At 61.8% G+C, this 24204-nt stretch carries 30 protein-coding genes and 1 tRNA gene; 5 read left to right on the top strand and 26 right to left on the bottom strand.

Going from position 1 to position 24204, the window contains the following annotated elements:
* Positions 1-69 precede the first annotated feature (69 nt).
* Together rpsI and rplM are read right to left on the bottom strand one after the other, a co-directional pair.
* Entirely contained in the window at positions 70-564 is a 495-nt protein-coding gene (gene rpsI / locus AAC023_RS07710) for a 30S ribosomal protein S9 (RefSeq protein WP_339739819.1), read from the bottom strand.
* Position 565: 1 nt separating this feature from the next.
* The gene (gene rplM, locus AAC023_RS07705) at positions 566-1030 is read right to left on the bottom strand and encodes a 50S ribosomal protein L13 (protein ID WP_339739817.1); all 465 of its coding nucleotides are present in this window, start codon (positions 1028-1030) and stop codon (positions 566-568) included.
* Between the two features lie 214 nt (positions 1031-1244).
* Between rplM and AAC023_RS07700 the strand changes: the two genes are divergently transcribed.
* Together AAC023_RS07700 and AAC023_RS07695 are read left to right on the top strand one after the other, a co-directional pair.
* The gene (locus AAC023_RS07700; protein ID WP_339739815.1) at positions 1245-2660 is read left to right on the top strand and encodes an alkaline phosphatase PhoX; all 1416 of its coding nucleotides are present in this window, start codon (positions 1245-1247) and stop codon (positions 2658-2660) included.
* A complete protein-coding gene (locus tag AAC023_RS07695) occupies positions 2561-3646 on the top strand; it encodes a hypothetical protein (protein WP_339739821.1) in 1086 nt (361 codons plus the stop codon). Before AAC023_RS07700 ends, AAC023_RS07695 begins: the two co-directional genes overlap by 100 nt.
* A 90-nt stretch (positions 3647-3736) precedes the next feature.
* Here AAC023_RS07695 and AAC023_RS07690 read toward each other — a convergent pair whose 3' ends face one another.
* The 8 genes from AAC023_RS07690 to AAC023_RS07655 form a co-directional block, all read right to left on the bottom strand.
* Positions 3737-4759, bottom strand: coding sequence for a COX15/CtaA family protein (locus AAC023_RS07690; RefSeq protein WP_339739813.1), 1023 nt, complete (start codon positions 4757-4759; stop codon positions 3737-3739).
* 152 nt (positions 4760-4911) lie between these two features.
* Positions 4912-4988 (bottom strand) — tRNA-Pro (locus AAC023_RS07685).
* 158 nt (positions 4989-5146) lie between these two features.
* Positions 5147-5500, bottom strand: a complete 354-nt coding sequence (locus AAC023_RS07680) for a hypothetical protein (protein ID WP_339739810.1) — start codon at positions 5498-5500, stop codon at positions 5147-5149.
* A 138-nt stretch (positions 5501-5638) separates the two neighbouring features.
* The gene (locus AAC023_RS07675) at positions 5639-6085 is read right to left on the bottom strand and encodes a MerR family transcriptional regulator (RefSeq protein ID WP_339739808.1); all 447 of its coding nucleotides are present in this window, start codon (positions 6083-6085) and stop codon (positions 5639-5641) included.
* A gap of 35 nt (positions 6086-6120) precedes the next feature.
* The gene (locus AAC023_RS07670; RefSeq protein WP_091767329.1) at positions 6121-6426 is read right to left on the bottom strand and encodes an integration host factor subunit alpha; all 306 of its coding nucleotides are present in this window, start codon (positions 6424-6426) and stop codon (positions 6121-6123) included.
* A 97-nt stretch (positions 6427-6523) separates the two neighbouring features.
* The gene (locus AAC023_RS07665) at positions 6524-7504 is read right to left on the bottom strand and encodes a beta-ketoacyl-ACP synthase III (RefSeq protein ID WP_339739806.1); all 981 of its coding nucleotides are present in this window, start codon (positions 7502-7504) and stop codon (positions 6524-6526) included.
* Complete coding sequence (gene plsX / locus AAC023_RS07660; RefSeq protein ID WP_339739804.1) at positions 7501-8556, bottom strand: phosphate acyltransferase PlsX; 1056 nt, start codon at positions 8554-8556, stop codon at positions 7501-7503. Before plsX ends, AAC023_RS07665 begins: the two co-directional genes overlap by 4 nt.
* Before the next feature lie 95 nt (positions 8557-8651).
* The gene (locus tag AAC023_RS07655) at positions 8652-9185 is read right to left on the bottom strand and encodes a ubiquinol-cytochrome C chaperone family protein (protein ID WP_339739801.1); all 534 of its coding nucleotides are present in this window, start codon (positions 9183-9185) and stop codon (positions 8652-8654) included.
* A 100-nt stretch (positions 9186-9285) separates the two neighbouring features.
* Here AAC023_RS07655 and bamE point away from each other — a divergent pair, with 100 nt between their 5' ends.
* Positions 9286-9783 carry an outer membrane protein assembly factor BamE gene (gene bamE / locus AAC023_RS07650; protein WP_339739799.1) on the top strand — a complete coding sequence of 166 codons (498 nt, stop codon included), beginning with the start codon at positions 9286-9288 and terminating at the stop codon, positions 9781-9783.
* A 107-nt stretch (positions 9784-9890) separates the two neighbouring features.
* Here the strand turns inward: bamE and AAC023_RS07645 are convergent, their stop codons facing one another.
* The 10 genes from AAC023_RS07645 to glyA all read right to left on the bottom strand — a co-directional run bounded on the left by AAC023_RS07645 (position 9891) and on the right by glyA (position 18706).
* Positions 9891-11972 (bottom strand): sodium-translocating pyrophosphatase, encoded by a 2082-nt coding sequence (locus tag AAC023_RS07645; protein ID WP_339739797.1) that lies wholly within the window; start codon positions 11970-11972, stop codon positions 9891-9893.
* Between the two features lie 195 nt (positions 11973-12167).
* The gene (locus AAC023_RS07640; RefSeq protein ID WP_339739795.1) at positions 12168-12665 is read right to left on the bottom strand and encodes a hypothetical protein; all 498 of its coding nucleotides are present in this window, start codon (positions 12663-12665) and stop codon (positions 12168-12170) included.
* Positions 12666-12705: 40 nt separating this feature from the next.
* Positions 12706-13671, bottom strand: coding sequence for a thiamine-phosphate kinase (gene thiL / locus AAC023_RS07635; RefSeq protein WP_339739793.1), 966 nt, complete (start codon positions 13669-13671; stop codon positions 12706-12708).
* 3 nt (positions 13672-13674) lie between these two features.
* Entirely contained in the window at positions 13675-14157 is a 483-nt protein-coding gene (nusB, locus tag AAC023_RS07630; protein WP_339739791.1) for a transcription antitermination factor NusB, read from the bottom strand.
* On the bottom strand, positions 14154-14585 hold the full coding sequence (ribH, locus tag AAC023_RS07625) for a 6,7-dimethyl-8-ribityllumazine synthase (protein ID WP_339739789.1): 432 nt from the start codon (positions 14583-14585) through the stop codon (positions 14154-14156). The genes nusB and ribH overlap by 4 nt, the downstream gene beginning before the upstream one ends.
* Positions 14585-15703, bottom strand: a complete 1119-nt coding sequence (gene ribB, locus AAC023_RS07620) for a 3,4-dihydroxy-2-butanone-4-phosphate synthase (protein WP_339739787.1) — start codon at positions 15701-15703, stop codon at positions 14585-14587. The genes ribH and ribB overlap by 1 nt, the downstream gene beginning before the upstream one ends.
* Positions 15700-16311, bottom strand: a complete 612-nt coding sequence (locus AAC023_RS07615; RefSeq protein ID WP_339739784.1) for a riboflavin synthase — start codon at positions 16309-16311, stop codon at positions 15700-15702. The genes ribB and AAC023_RS07615 overlap by 4 nt, the downstream gene beginning before the upstream one ends.
* Positions 16311-16889, bottom strand: a complete 579-nt coding sequence (locus AAC023_RS07610) for a RibD family protein (protein WP_339739782.1) — start codon at positions 16887-16889, stop codon at positions 16311-16313. Before AAC023_RS07610 ends, AAC023_RS07615 begins: the two co-directional genes overlap by 1 nt.
* Positions 16886-17389 (bottom strand): transcriptional regulator NrdR, encoded by a 504-nt coding sequence (gene nrdR, locus AAC023_RS07605; RefSeq protein WP_339739780.1) that lies wholly within the window; start codon positions 17387-17389, stop codon positions 16886-16888. Before nrdR ends, AAC023_RS07610 begins: the two co-directional genes overlap by 4 nt.
* 9 nt (positions 17390-17398) lie before the next feature.
* Positions 17399-18706 carry a serine hydroxymethyltransferase gene (glyA, locus tag AAC023_RS07600; protein WP_339739778.1) on the bottom strand — a complete coding sequence of 436 codons (1308 nt, stop codon included), beginning with the start codon at positions 18704-18706 and terminating at the stop codon, positions 17399-17401.
* Between glyA and AAC023_RS07595 the strand changes: the two genes are divergently transcribed.
* Positions 18705-18929 carry a hypothetical protein gene (locus tag AAC023_RS07595; protein WP_339739776.1) on the top strand — a complete coding sequence of 75 codons (225 nt, stop codon included), beginning with the start codon at positions 18705-18707 and terminating at the stop codon, positions 18927-18929. The genes glyA and AAC023_RS07595 overlap by 2 nt on opposite strands.
* Before the next feature lie 51 nt (positions 18930-18980).
* Positions 18981-19403 carry a MucR family transcriptional regulator gene (locus tag AAC023_RS07590; protein ID WP_339739774.1) on the top strand — a complete coding sequence of 141 codons (423 nt, stop codon included), beginning with the start codon at positions 18981-18983 and terminating at the stop codon, positions 19401-19403.
* Between the two features lie 19 nt (positions 19404-19422).
* On the opposite strand, the gene AAC023_RS07585 is transcribed toward AAC023_RS07590, so the two are convergent.
* The 6 genes from AAC023_RS07585 to AAC023_RS07560 form a co-directional block, all read right to left on the bottom strand.
* The gene (locus AAC023_RS07585) at positions 19423-19659 is read right to left on the bottom strand and encodes a hypothetical protein (RefSeq protein ID WP_339739772.1); all 237 of its coding nucleotides are present in this window, start codon (positions 19657-19659) and stop codon (positions 19423-19425) included.
* A 13-nt stretch (positions 19660-19672) separates the two neighbouring features.
* Positions 19673-20896 carry a 5-aminolevulinate synthase gene (gene hemA, locus AAC023_RS07580; protein ID WP_339739770.1) on the bottom strand — a complete coding sequence of 408 codons (1224 nt, stop codon included), beginning with the start codon at positions 20894-20896 and terminating at the stop codon, positions 19673-19675.
* A 125-nt stretch (positions 20897-21021) separates the two neighbouring features.
* Positions 21022-21513, bottom strand: coding sequence for a winged helix DNA-binding protein (locus tag AAC023_RS07575; RefSeq protein WP_339739768.1), 492 nt, complete (start codon positions 21511-21513; stop codon positions 21022-21024).
* 66 nt (positions 21514-21579) lie between these two features.
* On the bottom strand, positions 21580-22473 hold the full coding sequence (gene mmsB / locus AAC023_RS07570; protein ID WP_339739766.1) for a 3-hydroxyisobutyrate dehydrogenase: 894 nt from the start codon (positions 22471-22473) through the stop codon (positions 21580-21582).
* Positions 22474-22518: 45 nt separating this feature from the next.
* The gene (locus AAC023_RS07565; protein ID WP_339739764.1) at positions 22519-23580 is read right to left on the bottom strand and encodes an enoyl-CoA hydratase/isomerase family protein; all 1062 of its coding nucleotides are present in this window, start codon (positions 23578-23580) and stop codon (positions 22519-22521) included.
* Between the two features lie 96 nt (positions 23581-23676).
* Positions 23677-24081 (bottom strand): hypothetical protein, encoded by a 405-nt coding sequence (locus AAC023_RS07560; protein ID WP_339739762.1) that lies wholly within the window; start codon positions 24079-24081, stop codon positions 23677-23679.
* Positions 24082-24204 lie beyond the last annotated feature (123 nt).

Below are 24204 nucleotides of genomic sequence, written 5' to 3'. Positions count from 1 at the left end.
CAAAACGAAAACGGGCGGCTCCCGTAAGGAACCGCCCGTAATCTGTGTAGCCGATAATCGGGTGACCGATTAGCGCTTCGAGAACTGGAAGCTACGACGGGCTTTCGCGCGGCCGTATTTCTTGCGCTCGACGACGCGGCTGTCGCGGGTCATGAAGCCACCGGCTTTCAGGACGCCACGCAGGCCAGGCTCGAAACAGGTCAGAGCCTTGGAGATGCCGTGACGCACAGCACCGGCCTGGCCGGACAAGCCGCCGCCCTTGACGGTGGCAATCACGTCAAACTCGTCGACGCGCGAGGCGGCTTCGAGCGGCTGCTGCAGCAACATGCGCAGAACCGGACGGGCAAAATAGGTTTCCTGGTCGCGGCCATTGACCGTGATCTTGCCGGAACCGCGCTTGATCCACACACGGGCAATCGCGTTTTTGCGCTTGCCAGTGGCGTAGGCACGGCCGAGGGCGTCGATCTGGGGTTCGACAGGAGCGGTTTCAGCTTCAACCTGGACGGCATCGGCTGCTTTCATGACGACCTTCAGGTCGTCGAGCGAGCGGGCTTCTTCAGACATATCAGCCTCTCGAATTCTTGGAGTTCATGGATTTGAAATCGATCAGCTCGGGCTGTTGGGCCTCGTGCTTGTGATCGGTCCCGGCATAAACGCGCAGCTTGGAATACTGCTGGCGCGCGAGCGGGCTATCCTTGGGCAGCATGCGCTTGATCGCATTTTGCAGAACGCGCTCGGGGAAACGGCCGTCGAGCAGTTTTGCCGGGCTCGTTTCCTTGATCCCGCCCGGGTGACCGGTATGGCGGTAATAGCGCTTGTCTTCACGCTTCTTGCCGGTGAAGACGCACTTCTCGGCATTGACGATGATGACGTGGTCACCGGTATCGGTGTGCGGGGTGAAATCCGGGCGATGCTTGCCACGAAGACGGGTCGCAACGAAGGCGGCGAGACGGCCAACAACGACCCCCTCCGCATCAATCACGATCCACTTGTGGACGACATCCGCGGGCTTTGCGGAAAAGGTTTTCATAATAATCCTGCCTCATGCCTGCTGGCGTGGGTTTGGTTTCGAGCGCGCGGTGTAGGGCGGGTTTTGCATCCGGTCAAGCCGGGCGCGAATTTCCGCTGCGTTTTTATACAGCTAGGAATACGGTTACATAATACCGCATAACACTGCGATCGTCATCTTCCCGTCGTGATGCGCTTGTATTAGCAGGGCATTCCCGACCGCACGGAGCCTTGTCATGTCCCTCACCCGCCGTCTTTTCCTGCGTAATTCGATTGCCACTACGGCTGCGTTCACCGGTCTGGCCGCGCTTGCCGGCTGCCAATCGGGCGAGGTTGGCGGCTATATCAATCAAGTCACCGGCTATGGCCCGCTGCGCGCGGACCCGGCCAATCTGTTCGATTTGCCTCGCGGGTTTTCCTATCAGGTGCTCTCGACGGTCGGCGACGAGATGAGTGACGGTTTGCTGGCGCCCGGCGATTATGACGGTATGGGATGTTTCGCCCGCGATGACGGACGCATCGTGCTGGTGCGAAATCACGAGCTCAACCCGGCCCAGGTCGAGGTTTCGCCCTTCGGCCCGGCCAATGAGCGCCTCGGCTTGATTGATCGCAGCCTGGTCCATGACTGGACCGCTGACGGCCTGCCCAATCTGGGCGGCACCAGCCATCTCGTGCTCAACCCCCGGACCCTGGAAGTTGAGGCTGAATATCTCTCTTTGATCGGCACCTATAACAATTGTGCCGGCGGGGTCACGCCCTGGGGCAGCTGGATCACCTGCGAGGAAACAACAGTCGGCGTCGGCGACGCCGCCCAGGTTGAACACGGATACTGTTTTGAAATTCCGGCTTCGGCGACCGGGCTGGTCGCCCCTGTTCCGCTCAAGGCCATGGGCCGTTTTCGCCATGAGGCCGTCGCTGTCGATCCTGAAACCGGCATCGTCTACGAGACCGAGGATGAATATGCCGGGTGCTGCTTCTACCGGTTTTTGCCGCATGTTCACGGCCAGCTGAGCGAAGGTGGCCGGTTGCAGGCCCTGGCCGTGCGCGGCCGGCCGGGCCTCGATATTCGCAATTGGGCCGAGGCCGGCCCGAATGTTGCCGTCGGTGACTGGATTGAGGTCGAATGGATCGATCTCGATGATGTCGAATCACCCAATGCAGACCTGTGGATCCGTGCCGTCGCTGCCGGCGCCGCCCATTTCAGCCGCTGTGAGGGCCTGTATTGGGGCGATGGCGAATGCTATTTCACCTCGACCGATGGTGGCCCGGCCCATATCGGCCAGATCTGGCGCTACCAGCCGAGCCCGCTTGAAGGCCAGCCCGGCGAAAGCGCCCACCCGGCCCGCCTGCAGCTCTTCGTCGAGTGCGACGACCCGGAAATCATGGAAAAGGCCGACAATATCTGTGTTGCGCCATGGGGCGACCTGATCGTGCTTGAAGACGGCAGCGACGATCAATACATCCGCGGCGTGACGCCTGCCGGTCAGGTGTATACGATTGGCCGCAACGCCGCCTCCGGCCCGGATGGCGAAAAGAGTGAGATTACCGGTCCATGTTTCAGTCCCGATGGTTCAACCCTGTTCTTCAATGTGCAACGCTATCCCGGTCGCACCTTCGCGGTGCGCGGCCCCTGGGGCGATCGCTCCTTGTAGCCGCAGCCTTCAGCGCACTGGCCGCTTGCGGTCCCACGCCTGAGCAGGCGATCGAGGAAGCGGCAGCGGTCGAGGCCGCCAATCGCGAAGTCCTCGTGACGGCGGCTTTCGTCAGCGTCCAGGGCGGCGCAGCAGCCCTCGCCTTCCTGCCCAATCGCGATGCCGCCTCGCTCGGTCTGATCGTCTCGGCCCCTCGCGAAGGCGGGCTCGACCTGTTTGACGCCGATGGCGAACTGCGTACCCGCCATGCCGGCGCGCGGCTCTCCGGTCTGGCGACGGCGCCGGGCTTCCAGTTGCGGGGCGAAAACCTGCCGCTGATTTTTGGCGCCTCGCCCGACAGCAACTCCGTGCTGGGCTTTGCCGTCGTCACCGACGGGATCCGCGTCCTCGACCTGCCGCTGGCGCAAACCACGCCGGCCGATGGGGTCGCCGGGCTCTGCCTCTATCGGGAAGGCGTTGGCTATGTCGACCTGGTCATCCTGGGGAATGGCGCCAGCGCCCAGATCTGGCGCGTCCGCGATGCCGGCGATGATGTCCTGCATGTCGAGCAGCGGCAGAACTTTGCCCTGACCGCACCGGCCCGCCATTGCGCCACACTGGATGGCGATATCTATCTGGCCAGCCCGGCCGGCGGCATTACCCGCCTTGGCCCGGACGGCGTCATCGAAGCCGAGAACAACCAATCCGTGGTCAGTCTGGCCGTCGGCGATTTCAATGGTTCGCGCCTGGTGCTGGCCACGGACGGTTCCACCGGCCAGGTCCACACCTTTTACGGTCTCGATCTGATGCCGGCTACGGAGCTGACCGTGGTTGACGGGTTGAGCACGCCGGGGATCGAGCAGCCTTCAGGCATCGCCGTAACACCGGAATCCTACGGTTTCACCGCTTATATTTCCGGGATGATTGCGGTGTTCGATCAAGAGGACCAGCGGATCAAGGTTATCTCCCACGATGCCGCCAGCCGGGCGTTGATCAGCGCGGACTGATCGCACCACAGCCGGGTTCTGCCCGGCTGGATAACCCAGATGCACTGAGGGCCTGTCCAAAGCGGACGGGCCCTTTTTGCATCGCCGGAGCTACATGGCGCGGCGCGCGGTCCAGGTGGCGGCGAGTGTGGCTATGAAGAGCAAAATCGCACCGCCCTGATGGGCCAGGGAAAGCCCGAGCGGCACCACGGCCAACAACGCGGCAATCCCGAGTGCGATCTGCCCGATCACGAGGGCCGGCAGCACGATCATGAAAGGTTTGAGCGCCACGCGCGGCTCGCGCCAGATCGCGACTGCAAATGCAAACACCGCCAGTGCGACCAGATAGCCGGTCCAGCGATGGTTCATCTGCACCGCCGCATGGCTCTCGAAGATAGCCTGCAGGAATGACAACCCCGCAAGATAGTCCTCCGGCACCAATTGGCCGTTCATCAATGGCCACGTATTGTAAATCCGCCCGGCATCGAGACCGGCTACGAAGGCGCCCAGCATGATCTGGGTAAAGACCAGTACCAGCACGCCCGCTGCCGCGCCCACCAGCCGTCCCTGGCGCACAGGCGGAGGACCGGTGCGCGCGGTCAAACCGAACCAGACGCTGGCACCAAGGATGAGAAATGCCATCCCCAGATGGACCGCCAGCCGGTATTGGCTGACATCAAGCCGGTCGACCAGACCACTGGCGACCATCCACCAGCCAATCCCGCCCTGAAGTGCGCCGAGGCCCAGCAGGGCGAGCAGGCGGGGTTTGAGGTGGGCGCTGATCGAACCGCGCAGCCAGAAAACCAGAAGCGGGAGGCCGTAGACCAGACCGATCATTCGGCCAAGCTGACGGTGGGCCCATTCCCACCAGAAGATGGTTTCATAATCGCCCAGGGTCATGGCAGAATTCTGTTCCTGGAATTCCGTCGTCTGCTGATAGAGGCGGAAGGAGGCCTCCCAATCGGCTGCCGTCAATGGCGGAATCGCGCCCGAGATCGGCTTCCATTCCGTGATCGACAGGCCACTATCGGTCAGGCGGGTCGTGCCTCCGACCAGGATCATGGCACACACCATCAGGGCGACGATGAAAAGCCAGTTCGAGACCGCCTGGCTGGACGTGGAGCGATAGGACATGGAGCCTCCTGCGATGGAAGGCTTGGTAACGCATCACACGCCGGGGACAAGACGAAATGGCGGCGGTCTGATGTCGCAGGGCCGGCCAAACCGGCTGGCTGGCCCATCGGGACGGGGAAATCTTCAGACCGGGAAAACGTCAGGCAAGGAAATGGTCGGAACGGCGAGATTCGAACTCGCGACCCCTCGCCCCCCAGGCGAGTGCGCTACCGGACTGCGCTACGCTCCGACTTTCCTTGATCAGGCGGGCCAAAGCCAGCCTTAGCGGGGAAGCCGGTTATAGGCAAAGGCCCCGGTGTCGGCAACTGCGCGTTCAGCACAAACTCAGATCGGCGCGCAAGGCCGGGCCGGAGCGCTCCCGCGCCTGCCCGGCCCCGCGCATGCCGCTTATTTCACGCCGCTATTGCCGGTGATTTCGAAACGCTGGCCATTCGCGGCGCAGATATCGACCTGGTATTCCTCGAAGACATCGCCATCGGCGAAATCATAGCGCAAATCGTAGAGGCACTCGCCGTTCTCATTGCTCATGGTGACGACGAGATCATCGCCGGGCCAGACCTGAGCGGTGTCGAGCGTATTCTGTCCCCAGTCCGGCTGGCTGGACGGACCGACAAAGACGGCGGTGATGGCAACACCGGAGTCGTTATAAACCGTGATCTGGCTATAGACAGACTGGGCACTGGCAGAAGCAGACAGGGCCGCAGCGGACAGCAGTGCGGCGGCAAAAAGGCGGATCGTCATCGGGATTTCCCTTGGGTGAGAGCGACAGCGGTCGCTCGCCAGTCCCCGGACCGGCGCGCCATCATTATCCCTCTCCCAGGAGCGTGGAAATCGAATTCTCTTCGGGTGCTGCGGCCGGACGGGCGGGACTGCCCGGCGCTATCGCGGGTCGAGAACCGAGCGCAGTTTGGCACGGGCATCCTCGAGATCCTCCAGCACATCGGCAATGCCGCGATGCGGGCTACCCGGAACGCGCAGGGGATGAGCCGGCGATGCAGGCGTCTCGAGATCGGCCGCGTCGATCGCTGCCGGTTCGCGTGTCATGCCCCCCTCGGCGGGATCGAGCAGGGCAGCAACCCCCTGATCGGCTATGAATTTCCGGGCACCCTTGATGGTGAAGCCGTCTTCATAGAGGAGGCGTTTGATACCGCGCAGCAGGGCCAGGTCGCCAGGCCGGTAAAAGCGGCGCCCGCCCGCCCGTTTGAGCGGGCTGATTTGCGGAAATTTGCTTTCCCAGAAGCGCAGGACATGCGCAGGCACCTCCAGCTCGTCAGCGGCTTCGCTGATGGTCCGGAAGGCTTCCGGTGATTTGTCTGTGACCGACATGTTTGTCTCGCATCGGCCCTCGGCTCCAACCGCTGCTAGTCTTTCGACAGAGCCGAGTCGACACGCTCCTTGAGCACTTGGGATGGTTTGAAGACCAGAACCCGCCTGGCTTCGATCGGAACTTCAATCCCGGTCTTCGGATTGCGCCCGACCCGGCCGCGCTTGTCGCGCAGCAGGAAGGAACCGAAGGATGAGAGTTTTACCGAGTGTCCCGACGCCAGCGTGTCCGACATCAATGCGAGTACCGACTGCACCAGATCTGCCGATTCCTGCCGGGATAAACCGACCTCCCGATAGACTGCTTCAGCCAGATCTGCACGCGTTAGAGTTTTATCTGACATAGTAATCCCCAAATCAGAGTCCTGAGTTAAGCCCGCATTCGCCTGCGGGTCAACGCCAAGGTCTTGGTTCGGCGTGTGAAACTTGAAATAATTGAATTCAGACGCGTGCGAGCACGGCTCCCCACGTAAAACCGCCACCCAGCGCTTCCATCAAAACCAGGTCACCCGGCTTGATCCGGCCGTCCTGCACGGCACGGTCAAAGGCCAGGGGGACTGAAGCCGCAGATGTATTGCCGTGATCGGCGACGGTGGAAATCACTTTATGGGTCGGAATGGACAGTCGTCTCGCAACCCCTTCGAGAATACGCTGATTAGCCTGGTGCGGGACGAACCAGTCGATATCGGCGATCTTGATACCTGTACGGGTCGCGATCGTGCTCATCGACTCGGCGATATTGGTCACGGCGTGGCGGAAGACCTGATTGCCGAGCATGCGCAAATGCCCGACCGTGCCGGTCGAGGATGGTCCGCCATCAACGTGCAGCAAATCCTTGAAGCGGCCGTCCGAGCGCAGATAGGTCGCCAGAATACCCGGCTCGGAAGCGGCGTCATGGCCGGGCTCGTGCGCCTGCAGCACCATGGCCCCCGCCCCGTCCCCGAACAGGACGCAAGTCGAACGATCCGTCCAGTCGAGAATGCGCGACATGGTTTCCGCCCCGACCACCAGCACGTTCCGGGCCTGGCCACGGGCAATGAAGTTATCGGCGATGCTCAGCCCGTAGATAAAACCCGAACACACGGCCTGGACATCAAATGCAGCACCGCCGCTGACGCCCAGACGGGCCTGCAACAGGGTCGCGGTCGAGGGAAAGGTGAAATCCGGTGTGGTGGTGGCGACAATGATCAGATCGATATCGTCCGGGGTCAGGCCAGCCTGTTCGATCGCCCGTCGCGACGCGGCTTCGGCGAGATCGCAGGTCGTCTCATCATCGGCCGCGATATGGCGTTGACGAATGCCCGTACGCTCACGGATCCAGCTATCGCTGGTGTCAACCATGCTCGAGAGCTCGTCATTGGACAATATCCGGTCCGGCAAATAAGCGCCGACCCCGGCAATACGCGCTCTTAATTCACTCATGACGCCGCAGCGATATCCTGTTCTTCGAAGCTGGCGAACTTGTCCAGATTCTTGCGTATCTGACTCATGAAGTCGCTCTTCGCCATGACCTGGGCGAGACCGAGCGCGGAGGCAAAACCTTCGCCATCGGCGCCGCCATGACTTTTGACCACAATGCCTTTGAGACCGAGCAGAACGCCGCCATTGATATAGCGCGGGTCCATGCGCCGCTTCAGCCGGTCCAGCGCGCCCAGGGCGAGAAGGCCCGCCGCGAGTTTGGCGAAGAAAGAACTGGTCAGGGCTTCGCGCACCCAGCCGGCGACCAGGCGGGCAGTGCCTTCCGCCGTTTTCAGCGCGATATTGCCGGTAAAGCCATCAGTGACGACGACATCGATGATACCGGCGCTGATATCATTACCTTCGATGAAGCCCTGATAGGCCATATCGAGGCCGGAATTCCGGATCAACCCGTCCGCTTCGCGAACGATATCATTACCCTTGAGTTCTTCCTGACCGACATTGAGCAGGCCCACGGTCGGATGCTCGCCGCCGAAGACGGCACGGTGATAAGCCTCGCCCATTATCGCAAATTCAACCAGCTGCGTGGCGCCGCACTGCACATTGGCACCGACATCGAGCACGACGGTATGGCCTTTGGGGGTGGGCCAATTGGCGGAGATTGCCGGGCGGTGAATGCCTTTTTTCATCCGCAGAATAACCTTGGATATCGCCATCAACGCGCCGGTATTGCCCGAGGAGACGACCGCATCGGCCTCGCCGGTCTTGACGCTCTGGACCGCATTCCACATCGAGGAACCGCGTGACCGGCGCACAGCTTCCGACGGTTTGTCGGACATCTGGACCATGGTGTCGGTGTGGCGCAGCTCGCACACGGCAGCCACTTTGGGATTCTGCGCCAGCAAGGGTGCGAGCGCAGCTTCATCCCCGTGGAGCAGATAACGGGTCTGGCGCTCAGGCCAGCGCTTGAGGGCAAACCCGATCCCCTCGACCACAGCCTTGGGACCAAGATCGCCACCCATGGCGTCTACGGAAATCGTTGTTTCAGCGTTCATAGACAAACAAATCTGTCCCAGACGACGGCTTCAGCCGCCGGACGATGGCGGAACTTAGCCGATGACCGATGAGATGCAACACGCGATCTCGGTTGTCAGGAGGACAGGAATGCGGGCAATTCGCCTTGCGCCAGCGCTGCACCGCCTGTGGAATCAAGCGCGGCGACCACTGTGCGAACATGGCCAGCGAGCGCTGCAGCCCGCGGATGAATGGCCTCGCTGGCGAGCAGATTTCGCGACAAAACCCGTTCGAGTCCGGCCGGGTCGGCCTCATCGAGGGCCGTGGCATAACCCTGGGCCCGGCCGTAGAATCCCTCCGCCATGAAGCGGATTTTCTTGCCAACACCGGAATCGCCGACGCCAAGCTCACGCATCGCGATATCGAAATCCTCGAACATGGTATCGAACAGCACCTGGCTCACTGCCCGGCCCGGCTCACCGCCATCGCGGCGCAGGACGCGGATTGTCAGCGCCGCGTGCAGCAGGATTAGTTCCAACCGCCCTTCGAGCGTGTCGGCAACCCCGGCCTCGCCATACAGCGCCGGCTGCCGCGCTGCCTGAACGATGCCCGCATAAAGCGCTTTCCCGATCGCCTTTTCAGGCCGGGGCCTGAACCAGTTCCGCCACATGTGATCGGGGCTCCCTAATCTTCGTGCTTGAAGCTAAGCTGCAGCTTGTTTAGGTCAAGGTTGGCATACAGACCGCCGGTGCGGTCTCGAGGAGTGTTTCATGAGCCGTCGCGTTCGCCTGTCCGTCCTGATTGCAGCCTGCGCCCTGGGTGTGTCGGCCTGCAATCCGATCCTTCGTTCCCATGGCTACCGCTATACGCTCGGCCAGGAGCCCTCGATCATGCCCGACGAGGACTCGCGCGATTCGGTCATGCAACGCCTGGGCAATCCGTCCATGCGCGGTACATTTGACGAAAACACCTGGTTCTATGTCTCCGCGACACGCGAATCCCTGGCCTATCTGCGCCCGGTGACCCGCGACCGCCGCATCGTCGCCATCCGCTTCAATGACGAGACCGGCATGGTGACCGATGTCGTCGAATACACGCTGGAAGACGGCCGCATGGTTGATTATGTCAGCCGCGAAACCCCGACCCGGGGCCGTGAGCTGAGCCTGCTCGAGCAATTGCTCGGCAATATCGGGCGCCTGCCCGGCCAGCAGTTCGGCGGCGAGGAAAACCTTCCCGGCGGCGCTGGCGGACCACGCCGAAATCAGTAAGCGCTTCTGAGCCAGACATGAAAAAGCCCCGGTCCTGCGACCGGGGCTTTTCTGTCTGTAATGAGGAGCGCGTGGGCAGGACGCAAGGCGCCCTGCCCGTATCCGCTCTAGCGGGCCAGGAAGGCCAGCAGCAGGAGTGCCACGATATTCGTGATCTTGATCATCGGGTTGACCGCAGGACCGGCTGTATCCTTGTAAGGATCGCCGACTGTGTCACCGGTGATGGCAGCCTTGTGGGCTTCAGAGCCCTTGCCGCCATGATTACCGTCTTCGATGTATTTCTTGGCATTGTCCCAGGCACCGCCGCCGACAGTCATCGAGACTGCAACGAAGAGACCATTGACGATCACACCCATCAGCATGGCGCCGACAGCTGCGAGGGCCTGTTCCTGACCAGCGAGCGCATCGATCGCGAAGTAGAGCACGATCGGCGAGAGGACTGGCAGGAGGGACGGCACGATCATTTCACGGATCGCGGCCTTGGTCAGGATATCCACGGCGCGGCCATAATCCGGCTTTGCCTTGTATTCCATGATGCCCGGAATTTCCCGGAACTGGCGACGAACCTCGGCGACAACCGCGCCTGCAGCCCGGCCAACCGCCATCATCGACATGCCGCCGAACAGGTAAGGCAGAAGCCCACCGAACAGGAGGCCGACGATGACATAGGGGTTTTTCAGGGAGAAGTCGGGTGCGAGGTGGAGCAAGTGTTCCACATCGGTCGTGTAGGCCGCAAACAGCACCAGCGCGCCAAGACCCGCGGAACCAATGGCATAGCCCTTGGTCACGGCCTTGGTGGTATTGCCGACCGCATCAAGCGTATCGGTGGTGTTGCGCACGCTTTCATCAAGCCCCGCCATTTCGGCGATACCGCCGGCATTGTCGGTGACAGGACCGAAGGCATCGAGCGCCACGATCACGCCGGCCAGCGCCAGCATGGTGGTGACGGAAATCGCAATGCCGAACAGGCCGGCCAGCGAATAGGTCGCGATGATACCGGCGATGATGATCAAGGCCGGAATGGCGGTTGCTTCAAGCGAAACAGCCAATCCCTGGATGACATTGGTACCGTGACCGGAAACCGAGGCTTCCGCCACCGAACGCACCGGACGGTATTCCGTGCCGGTATAGTATTCGGTGATCCAGATGATGGCACCGGTGACGGCCAGGCCGACCAGGCCGGAGAAGAACAGGTTCTGCCCCGTAATCATCAGACCAGACACCTGGGCGATTTCGCCCATGCCGTTTGGCAGGAAATAGGACGTGACCAGCCACAGGCCGCCAACCGACAGAACACCGGCGGCGATCAGACCCTTATAGAGGGCGCCCATCACATTCGTGCCCTTGCCGAGACGGACAAAGAAAGTCCCGATGATCGAGGTCACGATACAGATCGCTGCGATGGCGAGCGGGTAGAGCATCATGGTAACGCCCAGATCCCCGGTGAAGAAGATCGAAGCCAGAACCATGGTCGCGACAATGGTCACGGCATAGGTTTCGAACAGATCCGCTGCCATGCCGGCGCAATCGCCGACATTGTCACCGACATTGTCGGCAATCGTGGCCGGATTGCGTGGATCGTCTTCGGGGATGCCCGCTTCGATCTTGCCGACCATGTCGCCGCCAACATCCGCACCCTTGGTGAAGATACCGCCGCCGAGACGCGCGAAGATCGAGATCAGAGATGCACCGAAACCAAGCGCAACGAGGGAATCCACGACCATGCGGTCAGCCGATTCGAAGCCCATCAGATTGGTCAGGATCCAGAAATATCCGGCGACACCCAGCAGGGCCAGGCCCGCCACCAGCATGCCGGTGATCGCACCGGAACGGAAGGCGATGTCGAGACCGGCGGCCAGGCTTTTGCTTGCAGCCTGGGTCGTGCGCACATTGGCACGAACCGAGACCAGCATGCCGATAAAGCCGGCCGCGCCGGACAGGATCGCACCAACAAAAAAGCCGGCAGAAACCTGCCAGCCTAGGAAGAATGCGATCAGGACGCCGACGGCGACTCCGACCATTGCGATCGTGGTGTATTGGCGCTTGAGATAGGCATTAGCGCCTTCCTGGATAGCCGATGCAATTTCCTGCATCTTCTCTGTACCGGCACTCTCCTTCATCAAACGTTGCGTCTGAACGACGCCGTAGATGAGCGCGAGAATGGCCGCTGCAATTGCTAGTAAAAGCATGTTCATGGCAGGTAGCCCCGTTTTTATTTCTGCGGATTGGTCGAGAAAGGAAACGGGAAAGCACAAACGTGAGAATCACGTCGACCTATTCATACCTCCCCGATGGGCCGGACTATGCCCAAAGCCTTCGAGCGGCGCAACACGCCTTGTGGGGAGATTGAAATGCCGTGGACCAGGGTGGTCCGGGCGCTTGCGCTAGCGGCGCAGCATGCGGGTATCATCGCCGCTGACACGGATTTCCGCAATCGATGACGCGCCATAATACTCGCGCAGGACATGGCCCCAGACCTGGGTCGCCAGATCGCGATCGAGGCCGGATCCGTCGGCATTCGACAGCGATACACGCGAGGCAGCCCGCACCATGGCGTCAAGCGCATAGTGCGTGCGCTCCTGCATATTCCAGATATTTCGCCCGTCCGCGGCACGGACATGAACCCGCACATAGGCATAGCCGGTCAGACGGCCATCGACCGATAGCGGCGCGACCACGGCCGGGAGCGTAAATACACGGGGGTCCTCCAGCATTTCCGCTTCGGCGTCGGCGCGGTCTTCAGCCTCGGTGCTCGTCAGATTGAACAGGGTCAGGAAACGGTTCACGGGGCCGGAATCGCTGGAACTGCCACCCCCGCCGCCACTGGCCAGCGCCGACGAAGCGAAACAGGCCGACAGGAAAATCGCCAGGAGAATACGCATGGTCACCTCACCCTCAGGCCGGCAATATGCCTGACGGACGTCAAAAATGCGTGAATCCGCCTGAGCCGGTTTCGATGGCGCCGCCTTCCGAGTCGAGCAGGGCGACCCCCTGCCCGGTAATCACCGCCCCGATTCGCGTCAATGGCAGGCCGAGCGATGCCGCCAGGCCGTGTACAATTTCGCGGCGTGATGCCGGTGCGCAGAAGAACAGCTCATAATCATCGCCCCCGGTCACAAGACCTGCCAGGTCAATCTGCCCGGCTTTCACCGCGGCGACTGCCGATGGGGACAGGGGAATCTGGCTGGACTGCAGCTCGATGCGAACGCCATTGAGCTCGGCAATATGGCCGGCGTCGGCGATCAGGCCGTCGGAAATATCCAGACAAGCGCTGGCGAGGCCGCGAAGGCGCTGACCCAGCGCCAGACGGGGTGTGGGGCGATGATACCGCTCAAGCAGAGCAGGATCCGCAGCCAGAATGCCGCGCGCGATATCGAGCCCCAATCGCGCATCGCCAATTGTGCCGGACACCCAGACATCATCGCCGGCCTCGGCACCGCGGCGCAGGAGTGCAGTGCCGCTTGGCACCTGTCCCAGCATGGTCAGGCTGATCGTCAGTGGCCCGGGGCCGACTGTGGTATCACCGCCAAGCAGGCAAAGGCCAAAGGCGTTTTGGGCCTTGGCGAGGCCGGCGACCAGACCGTCACGCCAGCGCTCTGAGACGCCAGCCGGCCAGGCGATCGAGCTGAGATAGCCCAGCGGCTGGGCACCCATCGCAGCCAGGTCCGAGAGATTGCTGCGCACACAGCGTTCGGCGGCGATTTCCGGCGCATCGGTCTCGAGAAAATGCACGCCGGCCACGAGCATGTCACTTGCGATCACGAGCTGATGTCCGGGCTCGGGGTCGAGCACCGCTGCATCATCGGTCAGATCAAGCGCTGCCGGGTGGCCGCCGGCGAGCGGGGCCAGACGCGTTCGTATAAAACCGAACTCGCCGCCGCCCGCCATCCCTCAGAGCTCGCCGGGGCGAGCCTGGCGCGCGCACTTGTCGAGCGCGGCATTGACGAATTTAGGCTCGGAACCCTCGAAGAAGGCATGCGCGACGTCGACATACTCATCGATGACCACACGGGCCGGCACATCGGTTTTTTCAAACAATTCATACCCGCCCGACCGCAGGATTGCCCGCACGGTCGCATCGAGACGCTCGAGGCGCCAGCCATCGGCAAGCAATGAATTGATCGCCACATCGACCGTCGCCTGTCTGGCGACCACGCCCGCGACCAGGGCGTCGAAAAAGTCTTCGTCGGCTTCGACAAATTCGGGGTTTTCGCCCTCATGTCCGAAGCGATGCTCGCGAAATTCGGCGATGACATCGGCGGCGCCTCGTCCGGAGATTTCCATCTGGTACAGGGCCTGGACAGCAGCAAGCCGGGCCGCCCGGCGCAGACGCGCTCGGTTGTCTGATGGGGTTTCATTGTTCTGCGCGCTCATGGAGCTCTCCTGAACCGGTCTCTCAGCGCGATCAGTGCGAGGCAGGCCCCGGCCACATCTGCGCCCTTATCCTTGTCGATCGCCCGCTTGAGCGCCTGGTCACGATTTTCAACCGTCAGAATGCCATTGCCCACCGCAATACCGCGCAGGGACAGATCCATCAGGCCGCGCGCCGACTCGCTGCAGACATAGTCATAATGCGTCGTCTCGCCACGAATAACGCAGCCCAGCGCGACATATCCGTCAAAACCGGCTTCGCCAAGCACGGCCTGCGTGATGGCACCGGGAATTTCCAGCGCGCCGGGCACTTCGACGATCTCGAAGCTGGCGCCAGCCTTGGTCAGCGCCTGGCTGGCGCCGGTGACCAGGGCGTCGGCAATGTCGCGGTAAAAGTTGGCGGCGATGATCAGGATGCGCGGCTGGCTCATCACAGGGTCTCCGGAAAATGGCGTTCTTCGCTGACACTCAGGCCGTAGCCTTCAAGGCCGACAATGGTTTGCGGTTTGGTCGTCAACAGGATCATGTCGCGCACGCCGAGATCGAGCAGGATTTGCGCGCCGACGCCGTATTCACGCAGACGCCGCGCATGGCGCTCATTTTCCGGCAGGGCCGGATGCGCGCCCAGCCGCTCGACAATCGCCGTATGACTGGTCTCGCGGATCAATACCATCACGCCGGGCCCGTCATGGCGGGACAGGGACCGGATGCCCGCTTCCACCAGACCGCCGCGGCCGCCATCATCATTGAGCACATCATCAACAAAGCTGACCTTGTGCATGCGCACCATGGTCGGCGCGTCGGCCGAGGGCTGGCCCTTGACCAGCGCGACATGCTCGGAACCATCCAGCGTATTGCGGAAGACGACCAGTTTGAACGGCCCGCCCCACGCGCTTTCGAATTCGGTTTCAAGGCGGCGCTCGATGAAACGGTCATGCTTGCGGCGATAGGCGATCAGATCGGCAATGGTACCGATCTTCAGGCCGTGCAATTGCGCGAAGGCGACCAGGTCAGGCAGCCGCGCCATGGTTCCGTCTTCATTCATGATCTCGCAGATCACGCCGGCCGAACCGGCGCCGGCCAGACGTGCGACATCGAGGGAAGCTTCGGTATGGCCGGCCCGAACCAGCACGCCACCATCGCGGGCGACCAGCGGGAAGACATGCCCTGGCGTCGCAATATCATCGGCACCCAGCGCCGGATCGGTCGCGACCTGGATGGTGCGCGCACGGTCATGCGCAGAGATGCCCGTGGTGACGCCTTCGCGGGCCTCAATTGATACCGTGAAGGCCGTCTGGTGTCGCGAACGGTTATCCGATGCCATCAGCGTCAGGCCGAGCGCATCGCAGCGCTCCTGACTCATCGCCAGGCAGATCAGGCCACGGCCATGCTTGGCCATGAAATTGATCGCGTCGGGCGTCGCGAACTTGGCCGGAATGACCAGATCGCCTTCATTCTCGCGATCCTCGGCATCGACCAGGATGAACATGCGCCCGTTACGCGCATCCTCGATCACATCTTCAATCGGAGACAGGGGGATATCACTCACGCGGAAGCCTCCGGAAATTCACTCAGACGGGCGGCGTAGCGCGCCATGAGGTCAACCTCAAGGTTGACGCGCGCCCCGGTGCGCAGCTGACCCAGTGTCGTGGCGTTTGCCGTATGGGGGATAATCATCACTTCGAAACTGTCGGGCGTGACGGCATTGACTGTCAGCGAGACGCCATCAATCGTGATCGAGCCCTTGCGGGCAATGAAGCGATTGAGCGCAGGCGGCGGTGCTACGGTGAAGACAATCCAGCTGCCCTCCTCCCGGCGCGCCCGGATTTCCCCGACACCGTCGACATGGCCCGTCACGAGGTGACCGCCCAGCTCATCGCCGATTTTCAGGGCACGCTCAAGATTGACCGCACTGCCGACGGCCCAGTCGCCCAGCGTTGTCAGGCGCAGTGTTTCCGGCGAGACCTCGACTGCATACCAGCCGCCGGACCCGGCCGGCCCCTTGTCGACGACCGTCAGGCAGGCACCAGCATGGGCGATCGACGCGCCGAGCTCGATCCCGTCAGGGGCGTAGGGCGCCTCAATCTCGAACCGCTTCACGGCCTCGCCGCTGATCGCTCGGATGCGCCCGAGCGCTGTGACAATTCCGGTAAACATCAGGAAACCCGCTCATAGCTTTCGTGCAAATCAGGCCCGCGCTCGACCAGGCTCACACGGTGGAATGTGGGCGCAGCGCCCAGCCGCTCAAGGCCGAGAGCTGCGATTGCACCCAAACCGTCACCGCCGAGGACCACCGGCGCGCGAAACCATTCAATGCGGTCAACCAGACCGGCCTGCAGCGCCGCCGCGGCGATCGCGCTTCCCGCCTCGATCATCACGCTCGGATATCCAGCCATGGCAGCACCGAGGTCGCGATCACGGAAGATCCGGACCCGGCGCGAGCTTTCCGCATGCACGGAAGCGCCAGCAGGCGTGCGGCCCGCCGTGTCCATGATCAGGATATCCGGCTGGGCCGGCCGGGCGACGCCCTCGGGCCGCGCGGTCAATTGCGGGTCATCGGCGAGAATGGTTCCGATCCCGGTCAGGATCGCCGCGTGGGCGGCACGCATGCGGTGAACTTCGGCGCGGCTCTCAGGCCCTGTAATCCATTGCGACACCCCGTTGGCGAGGGCGATACGGCCATCAAGCGAAGTGGCGAGCTTCAGGGTGACACGCGCTCGGCTGCCAGCGCTCATTCGCCCTCTGCACCCTGCTCCGGCTCGGATTCCGTGTCCGGATGACCGGGCGCGAGGTCCTCATCGGTGATGAATTCGCGGAAGTCCTGGACCTTGTGGAAATCCTTGTAGACCGAGGCATAGCGAACATAGGCGACGGCATCGAGATTCTTCAGCGCCTCCATCACCATTTCACCGACCCGGTCGGAGGTAACATCGCTCTCACCCGTCGATTCAAGACGGCGGACAATGCCGGAAATCATCTGTTCAATCCGTTCCGGTTCAATATTGCGTTTCTGCATCGCCAGGTGAATGGAGCGATTGAGCTTCTCACGGTCGAACTGCACCCGCCGTCCGGATTTCTTCAACACGGTGAGCTCGCGCAATTGCACGCGCTCGAAAGTGGTGAAACGCGCCGAACAGGCCGGGCATTGCCGGCGACGGCGAATGGCATTCCCGTCCTCGGCAGGACGGGAATCCTTCACTTGGGTGTCGAGATGACCGCAGAAAGGACAACGCATCCGGCTATCCTAGGCCAATTCTGGATAGATGGGGAAGCGCGCCGTAAGCGCTTTCACGTCTTCGCGGACCTGGCCCTCCACCTCGGCATCGCCCTCAGGGCTAGCCACCAAGGCATCAAGCACCCGCACGATCATCTCGCCAACCTGGCGGAATTCGGCCTCGCCGAAGCCGCGCGTCGTCGCAGCCGGGGACCCGACCCGAAGCCCGGAGGTCACAGTCGGTTTCTCGGGATCGAAGGGCACGCCATTCTTGTTGCAGGTCATATAGGCGCGTTCAAGCGCCTGTTCGGCCAGGTTTCCCTTGAGCCCCTTGGGCCGAAGATCAATCAGCGCGAGATGGCTGTCAGTACCGCCGGAGACGATGGCATAGCCGCCCTCGGTGACCGCCTGGGCCATGGCCTGGCAATTGGTGATCACATTGCGCGCATAGGTCTTGAATTCGGGCTGCAATGCCTCGCCGAAAGCGACCGCCTTGCCGGCGATGACATGCATGAGCGGCCCGCCCTGCATGCCGGGGAAGATCGCCGAGTTGAACTTCTTCCCGAGTTCGAGGTCGTTGGAGACAATCATGCCGCCGCGCGGGCCGCGGAGGGTCTTGTGGGTCGTCGTGGTGCAGACATGCGCATGCGGCGTCGGGCTGGGGATCGCCCCGCCCGCAATCAGGCCGGCAATATGAGCCATATCGACCATCAGATAGGCACCGACCTCGTCCGCGATGCGGCGGAATTCGGCGAAATCAATCTCGCGCGGATAGGCAGACCCGCCAGCGATAATCATTTGCGGCCGCAGCTCATTGGCCTGTTTGCGCAGCGCATCATAATCGATGCGCGCATCGGATTCGCGCACCCCATAGGCATGGGCGTCGAACCATTTGCCCGACATGTTTGGCCTGGCACCATGGGTGAGATGACCGCCCGCGCTCAGCGAGAGGCCGAGGATCTTGTCGCCCGGTTTGAGCAAGGCCAGAAAGACGCCCTGATTCGCCTGGCTGCCCGAGCTGGGCTGGACATTGGCGTACTGGACATCAAACAGCGCCTTGGCGCGCTCGATCGCCAGGGTTTCAACCACATCGACATGCTCGCAGCCGCCATAATAGCGCTTACCCGGATAGCCCTCGGCATATTTATTGGTCAGCGGGGAGCCCTGGGCCTCGAGCACGGCGCGCGAAACAATATTCTCCGACGCAATCAGTTCAATCTGGCTCTGCTGGCGCAGAATCTCCGCGTGAATCGCGTGCGCGACCTCGCGGTCAGAATCAACCACGGACTGGGTGAAAAACCGATTCCCTGACTCGGGTGTCGCAATAGCTTCCGGCATGATCTGTCCTCTTCAACGCACACAGGCTTGGCGGAGTGATAAGGCCGGTCCGCGCCACAAACAAGCGTCGAGTTGCCGCGCAGGCACATTGAAACTCAGAACAGGCAACTGGATTGGCCCGCATTTCGGTCGACTGGAAAAACAAAACCTGATTACCGCTATTTATGGATTATTGCTTGAAGTGCTGAACAGTTCAAAATACAAATCAAAGGATAATTATTGAACCGGCGCAACTCCCCCCGAATACGCCAAGCAAATTCGAAAGGCCCAGTGAATGTCAGAAGAAAACATCATGCTCGTCGACCAGGAAGAATTGCTGCGCATGACCACCGATGTCGTGGCTTCCTACCTGTCACACAATTCGATGCCAGCCGATAATGTGCCCGACCTGATCCGCTCGGTTCATACCGCGATGAAAGAAGTGTCCGGCATTGAATTGAAACAGGAAACCAAATCGAAGCCGGCCGTGTCTGTCGCAAAATCCATCAGCGATGATTACATTGTCTGCCTCGAAGACGGCAAGAAACTCAAAATGCTGAAGCGTTATTTGCGCTCGCAATACAACATGTCGCCAGACGATTATCGCCGGAAATGGAATCTGCCTTCAGACTATCCAATGGTTGCACCGGCTTATTCTCGCAAACGCTCGCAATTCGCCAAGGATATCGGGCTGGGACGCGGCAAGAAAGAAGCCTGAGACCTTTAAGTGTCAGTTTTTAGACCGAAATACCGCGGCCGGGTCTTGTACCCGGCCGTTTTTCGTCCGGGGCTGCCGAATCGGCGCGTCCCATTTTCCAGGCCAGCTTGGCCATGCCCAGTCGATTGATTTCCGATTGAGTCGTTGTCGGCGGGACCTGGAAAACGACTTCCTCTCCGGTCGCCGCATCGACCGCAGCCACGCGAACACTGCCGCCGACATGCTGGGTCTCGATATAGGTCTCGCGATCACTCATCCAGCTGTCCGCATCATCCACTCACGGCCGCATCCTGACTGGACGCCCGCTGCCAGACATCATGCAGCGCTTCGATCAGCGCATCAAACATGGCGTCGGTATGCAAGGGTGTCGGCGTCAGGCGCAGACGTTCCGTGCCCTTGGGCACAGTGGGATAATTGATCGGCTGGACATAGATTCCGTGGTCGTCGAGCAGCATGTCGGTCATGCGCTTGCACAGCACCGGATCGCCGACCTGGACCGGTACGATATGCGTCACCGACGGCATGACCGGGAATCCGGCCCCGGCAAGGCGCACCTTCAGGGTCGCGGCGCGTTCCTGATGCTTCTCGCGCAGCTCGTGCGCCGATTTGAGGTATTCGACACTGGCGCGGGCACCAGCGGCCAGTGCTGGCGGAAGTGCGGTGGTGAAGATGAAACCTGAAGCCAGCGAGCGGATCGCATCGATCACGATCTCATTGGCGGCGACATACCCCCCCATCACGCCATAGGCCTTGCCCAGCGTGCCTTCGATGATGTCGATCCGGTGCATCAGGCCTTCACGTTCGGCGATACCGCCACCGCGCAGGCCGTACAGGCCAACAGCGTGAACTTCATCGATATAGGTCAGGGCGTTGTATTTGTCGGCCAGATCGCAAACAGCCTTGATCGGGCCGATATCGCCATCCATGGAATAGACGGATTCAAAGGCGATCAGTTTCGGCGCGTCCTTGGGGGCCGCGGCCAGCAATTCTTCCAGATGCGCGACATCATTATGGCGCCAGACATGCTTCTCACAGCGTGCGCCCTTCACACCGGCGATCATCGAGGCGTGGTTCAGCTCGTCGGAAAAAATGATGAGCCCAGGCAGAATCTTGCCCAAGGTGGAGAGCGTCGCTTCATTGGCGATATAGCCCGAAGTGAAGAGCAGCGCCGCTTCCTTGTCGTGCAGATCGGCGAGCGAGCGCTCGAGCTCGACATGATAATGCGTGGTGCCGGAAATATTGCGGGTTCCGCCGGCACCGGAGCCGACATCATCAATGGCTTTTTTCATCGACTCCACAACGCAGGGCAATTGCCCCATGCCGAGATAATCATTGGAACACCAGACTGTTACGTCCTTGACCTGGCCATCCGGCGCCCGCCAGCGAGCGACGGGAAAATCACCCTTGCGGCGCAACAGATCGGCGAAGACACGATAGCGGCCCTCGGCCTTTACACGGCGTACGGCCGCCTCAAACGCGTTCTGGTAATCCATGCCGGCCTCATTAACGGTCTGCTGCGTCCATTCAAGTTTGAATCGACATATAGACCGTTAAGGCTCTCGCTGCGAATGGACGAAGCGCCGCACCCGGCAAAAAATCACAGTGGGCGGGAAACCGGCTACATACGGAAGCGGATATGATCGGCCCAGAAGCGCTCGATACGTGTCAGCGCCGTATTCACGGCCGGCAAGCTTTCGTCATCCACACCGCCCACAGCGCTCAAGGAGCCCCCCTGACGATCAAACAGGGCCGACAGCTTGTCACGCACGGCATTGCCGCTCTCGGTCAGCGAAACCCTGACGGCGCGGCGATCGACAGCCGAACGCTCATGGCGGATATAGCCGGCATCGACGAGCTTTTTCAGATTATAGGAAACATTGGAGCCGAGATAATGGCCGCGCGTGCGCAATTCGCCGGCGGTCAATTCCTGGTCGCCGATATTGAACAGCAACAGAGCCTGAACGCTGTTGAGATCATCCAGACTGTCACGGTCCAGCTCGTCCTTCACAACATCGAGCAATTGCCGATGCAGGCGTTCCACCAATTGCAGCAATTCAAGATATTGCGTGTTCGAGCCCGAAACCGGGGCCAGATTTTCTGCCAATGCCATATTACCCACTCCACCTGATCATTCTGATCGTTGGCGGAAGCCTAGCAGCAACAGGCTAAAGAGCGTTTAATCCGACTTCCAGCTCCCGTTAACCATCTTGTAGATCGCTGAAAAATCCAGGTCCTGGCCCCCGAGATTGCCGAACATCGCGTAGAGCGCCTCGGCCTGGGCACCCAGCGGGGTCGAGGCGCCGGACGCCTGGGCCGCATCCTGGGCCAGTTTGAGATCCTTCAGCATCATCGCGGTCGCGAAACCGGGCTTGTAGTCATGATTGGCCGGGGTGCCCGGCATCGGCCCGGCAACCGGGCAATAGCTGGTCATCGACCAGGACTGGCCGGACGCCTTGGAGGAAATGTCGAAGAATTTCTGCTGGTCCAGGCCCAGCTTCTCGGCCAGCGCGAACGCCTCACACGTGCCGATCATCGTGATGCCCAGCAGCATGTTGTTGCAGATCTTGGCGGCCTGCCCTGCCCCGGTATCACCGGCGTGCAGGATTGCCTTGCCCATCGCCTGCAGGATCGGCTCGGCCACGGCAAAATCGGCCTCCGCCCCGCCGACCATGAAGGTCAGTGTGCCGGCCGCCGCAGCGGCAACGCCGCCGGAGACTGGGGCATCGACGAAGCGGAAGCCCTGATCGACGGCAGCCTTGCCAACAAAGCGGGCAGTGTCGACATCAATCGTTGAACAATCGAGGAAGAGCGTGCCAGGCGCGGCGTTCGGGAAGACGTCACTGGCATAGACGGCGCGGACATGTTTGCCCGCCGGCAGCATGGTGACGACGGCCGCGGCGCCGGACACGGCGTCGGCAGTCGATTTCGCTGCCTTGGCACCGCTTTCAACCGCGTGCGCCAGGGCGCTCGCGCTGAGATCGAAGGCGCGCACCTCATGGCCCGCCTTGACGAGATTGGCCGCCATGCCGGAGCCCATATTGCCCAGACCGATAAATGCGATGATTGCCATGTGGGATCTCCCCTGTTGATTGCTGCGCGCGACGGGCCCTCGGCCTCAGTCGAGGAAAGTCATTTCATGCGCGTCGTCAAGCGGCGCGAATGCCGCAGCTATGGCGAGGTCATCGACCTCGGCCAGCGTCGCCGGCGACCAGACCGGAGCGTTATCCTTGTCGATAATGACGGCGCGCACGCCCTCATAGAAATCCTGGCCAGTCAGGCACCAGGCGCTGAGCCGCAAATCCTGCCGCATGACACCTTCAAAGCTCAAGTCCGCGCCAGCGCGCAAGGCGGCCAGGGTGAGCTTCAGCGCGGTCGGCGATTTGCCGGCAAGAATTTTGAGCTGTTTGGTCGACCAGGCGTCACCGGCCGCCGCCATCCGTTCGATCATCGGCTCGACACTGTCGCCAGCGAAAGCGGCGTCAATCAGGGTGCGTGTCAGGGCCAGATCGCTGTCACCGGGATCGCCGGAGAATTCCTCGAGCAGGACTTCCAGCGCATCCTCACCGGACAGATCGGCGCATTCCAGCGCCGCAATCAGGGCGTCGGTCTGCGCAGAGGGGCAGTAATGGGTCGCCAGCCCGGCCGCGATACAATCAGCGGCCTTCAGACGTGCGCCGGTCAGGCCCATCCAGGTGCCGATCTCGCCGCCCAGGCGCGGCAGGAACCAGGCGCCGCCGACATCGGGATGAAATCCGATGCCCGTCTCCGGCATGGCGAACATGGTCCTGTCACCCGCGACACGGTGAGAGCCATGCACCGAAACGCCAACACCGCCGCCCATGACGATCCCGTCAATCAGCGCGACATAGGGTTTGGGATAGTCGTGGATCAGCGTGTTGAGCCGGTATTCATCGCGCCAGAACAGCCAGGCATCATCATTGCCGGCCTTGCCGCTATCGTGAAGCTTGAGAATATCGCCGCCGGCGCAAAACCCCTTCTCCCCGGCCCCGTCCACGACGATCGCCTGCACGGCATCGTCTTCGGCCCAGGCCTGCAGCGCTTCGATCATGGCCAGGCACATGCCGTGGGTCAGCGCGTTGAGCGCCTTGGGGCGGTTGAGGGTGATGCGGCCGACATGACCACATTTGCGGGCGATGATTTCGGGTTCTTGCGTCATGATCCACTCGGTTCGCTCAAATCATGACAAGGGATGGCGTTTGCCCGCGCCACCGTCAACAGGGCTTTGTCTCTCGACACCAGTTCACCGCCCGCCCTACTCGTAAAACTCCCGCACCACCCATTCATCCTCGACCCATTCCGGCTCAAAGGAAGCGAAGACCAGACCGACCCAGCCGAAGCGGGAATCGGGCGCGCGAGCGGCGAGTTCGGCATCCTGCTGCAGCGGCACCCAGCAGACCAGGTCGCCGGGCTGCAGTGCCTGTTTCGGAGCGAATGTGGTCCGCGAAATGACGACGAAACCGCCATCTTCCGATGCCACTTTCAGGGTCAGCTCCGCGCAACCATCGCCTTCATTGCGCGGACCGCCCTCCGCGACCGATTCCAGCACCATCGCCAGCATCGGGTGTTCCGGCACGATCAGGGTGTCGTGCTCGGCGCAGGCATGCTCGAAGGCCTCCATCGAGGAGGCGAATTTGCGGTGGGGGGTATCCTCGGTCATGCCGGCTCCTGCTCTTCGCCTTGTCGCAATTTCGAACCGCAAAACCGGTTCCCACTCTTGCGACAAATGCTCCTAGCGCATCAAATCCTTGGCGATGATGACGCGCATGATCTCATTGGTGCC

This window comes from uncultured Maricaulis sp., assembly GCF_963976135.1.
Taxonomy (GTDB): Bacteria; Pseudomonadota; Alphaproteobacteria; order Caulobacterales; family Maricaulaceae; genus Maricaulis.
This window is presented reverse-complemented; position numbering and strand designations above follow the sequence as displayed.

Excerpts from the sequence above, each read along its gene's own strand:
- AAC023_RS07675 (WP_339739808.1), bottom strand. The coding sequence starts at position 6,085 with ATGTCGGTCACAGACAAATCACCGGAAGCCTTCCGGACCATCAGCGAA.
- AAC023_RS07585 (WP_339739772.1), bottom strand. The coding sequence starts at position 19,659 with ATGAGTGATCGCGAGACCTATATCGAGACCCAGCATGTCGGCGGCAGT.
- AAC023_RS07670 (WP_091767329.1), bottom strand. The coding sequence starts at position 6,426 with ATGTCAGATAAAACTCTAACGCGTGCAGATCTGGCTGAAGCAGTCTAT.
- AAC023_RS07645 (WP_339739797.1), bottom strand. The coding sequence starts at position 11,972 with ATGCTTTTACTAGCAATTGCAGCGGCCATTCTCGCGCTCATCTACGGC.
- rpsI (WP_339739819.1), bottom strand. The coding sequence starts at position 564 with ATGTCTGAAGAAGCCCGCTCGCTCGACGACCTGAAGGTCGTCATGAAA.
- AAC023_RS07700 (WP_339739815.1), top strand. The coding sequence starts at position 1,245 with ATGTCCCTCACCCGCCGTCTTTTCCTGCGTAATTCGATTGCCACTACG.
- AAC023_RS07560 (WP_339739762.1), bottom strand. The coding sequence starts at position 24,081 with ATGACCGAGGATACCCCCCACCGCAAATTCGCCTCCTCGATGGAGGCC.
- AAC023_RS07565 (WP_339739764.1), bottom strand. The coding sequence starts at position 23,580 with ATGACGCAAGAACCCGAAATCATCGCCCGCAAATGTGGTCATGTCGGC.
- AAC023_RS07695 (WP_339739821.1), top strand. The coding sequence starts at position 2,561 with ATGTTTCAGTCCCGATGGTTCAACCCTGTTCTTCAATGTGCAACGCTA.
- ribH (WP_339739789.1), bottom strand. The coding sequence starts at position 14,585 with ATGAGCCAGCCGCGCATCCTGATCATCGCCGCCAACTTTTACCGCGAC.
- thiL (WP_339739793.1), bottom strand. The coding sequence starts at position 13,671 with ATGGCGGGCGGCGGCGAGTTCGGTTTTATACGAACGCGTCTGGCCCCG.
- glyA (WP_339739778.1), bottom strand. The coding sequence starts at position 18,706 with ATGCCGGAAGCTATTGCGACACCCGAGTCAGGGAATCGGTTTTTCACC.
- bamE (WP_339739799.1), top strand. The coding sequence starts at position 9,286 with ATGAGCCGTCGCGTTCGCCTGTCCGTCCTGATTGCAGCCTGCGCCCTG.
- nusB (WP_339739791.1), bottom strand. The coding sequence starts at position 14,157 with ATGAGCGCGCAGAACAATGAAACCCCATCAGACAACCGAGCGCGTCTG.
- AAC023_RS07680 (WP_339739810.1), bottom strand. The coding sequence starts at position 5,500 with ATGACGATCCGCCTTTTTGCCGCCGCACTGCTGTCCGCTGCGGCCCTG.
- AAC023_RS07575 (WP_339739768.1), bottom strand. The coding sequence starts at position 21,513 with ATGGCATTGGCAGAAAATCTGGCCCCGGTTTCGGGCTCGAACACGCAA.
- AAC023_RS07640 (WP_339739795.1), bottom strand. The coding sequence starts at position 12,665 with ATGCGTATTCTCCTGGCGATTTTCCTGTCGGCCTGTTTCGCTTCGTCG.
- hemA (WP_339739770.1), bottom strand. The coding sequence starts at position 20,896 with ATGGATTACCAGAACGCGTTTGAGGCGGCCGTACGCCGTGTAAAGGCC.
- plsX (WP_339739804.1), bottom strand. The coding sequence starts at position 8,556 with ATGAACGCTGAAACAACGATTTCCGTAGACGCCATGGGTGGCGATCTT.
- AAC023_RS07665 (WP_339739806.1), bottom strand. The coding sequence starts at position 7,504 with ATGAGTGAATTAAGAGCGCGTATTGCCGGGGTCGGCGCTTATTTGCCG.
- AAC023_RS07595 (WP_339739776.1), top strand. The coding sequence starts at position 18,705 with ATGATCTGTCCTCTTCAACGCACACAGGCTTGGCGGAGTGATAAGGCC.
- rplM (WP_339739817.1), bottom strand. The coding sequence starts at position 1,030 with ATGAAAACCTTTTCCGCAAAGCCCGCGGATGTCGTCCACAAGTGGATC.
- mmsB (WP_339739766.1), bottom strand. The coding sequence starts at position 22,473 with ATGGCAATCATCGCATTTATCGGTCTGGGCAATATGGGCTCCGGCATG.
- AAC023_RS07610 (WP_339739782.1), bottom strand. The coding sequence starts at position 16,889 with ATGAGCGCTGGCAGCCGAGCGCGTGTCACCCTGAAGCTCGCCACTTCG.
- AAC023_RS07690 (WP_339739813.1), bottom strand. The coding sequence starts at position 4,759 with ATGTCCTATCGCTCCACGTCCAGCCAGGCGGTCTCGAACTGGCTTTTC.
- AAC023_RS07590 (WP_339739774.1), top strand. The coding sequence starts at position 18,981 with ATGTCAGAAGAAAACATCATGCTCGTCGACCAGGAAGAATTGCTGCGC.
- nrdR (WP_339739780.1), bottom strand. The coding sequence starts at position 17,389 with ATGCGTTGTCCTTTCTGCGGTCATCTCGACACCCAAGTGAAGGATTCC.
- AAC023_RS07615 (WP_339739784.1), bottom strand. The coding sequence starts at position 16,311 with ATGTTTACCGGAATTGTCACAGCGCTCGGGCGCATCCGAGCGATCAGC.
- AAC023_RS07655 (WP_339739801.1), bottom strand. The coding sequence starts at position 9,185 with ATGTGGCGGAACTGGTTCAGGCCCCGGCCTGAAAAGGCGATCGGGAAA.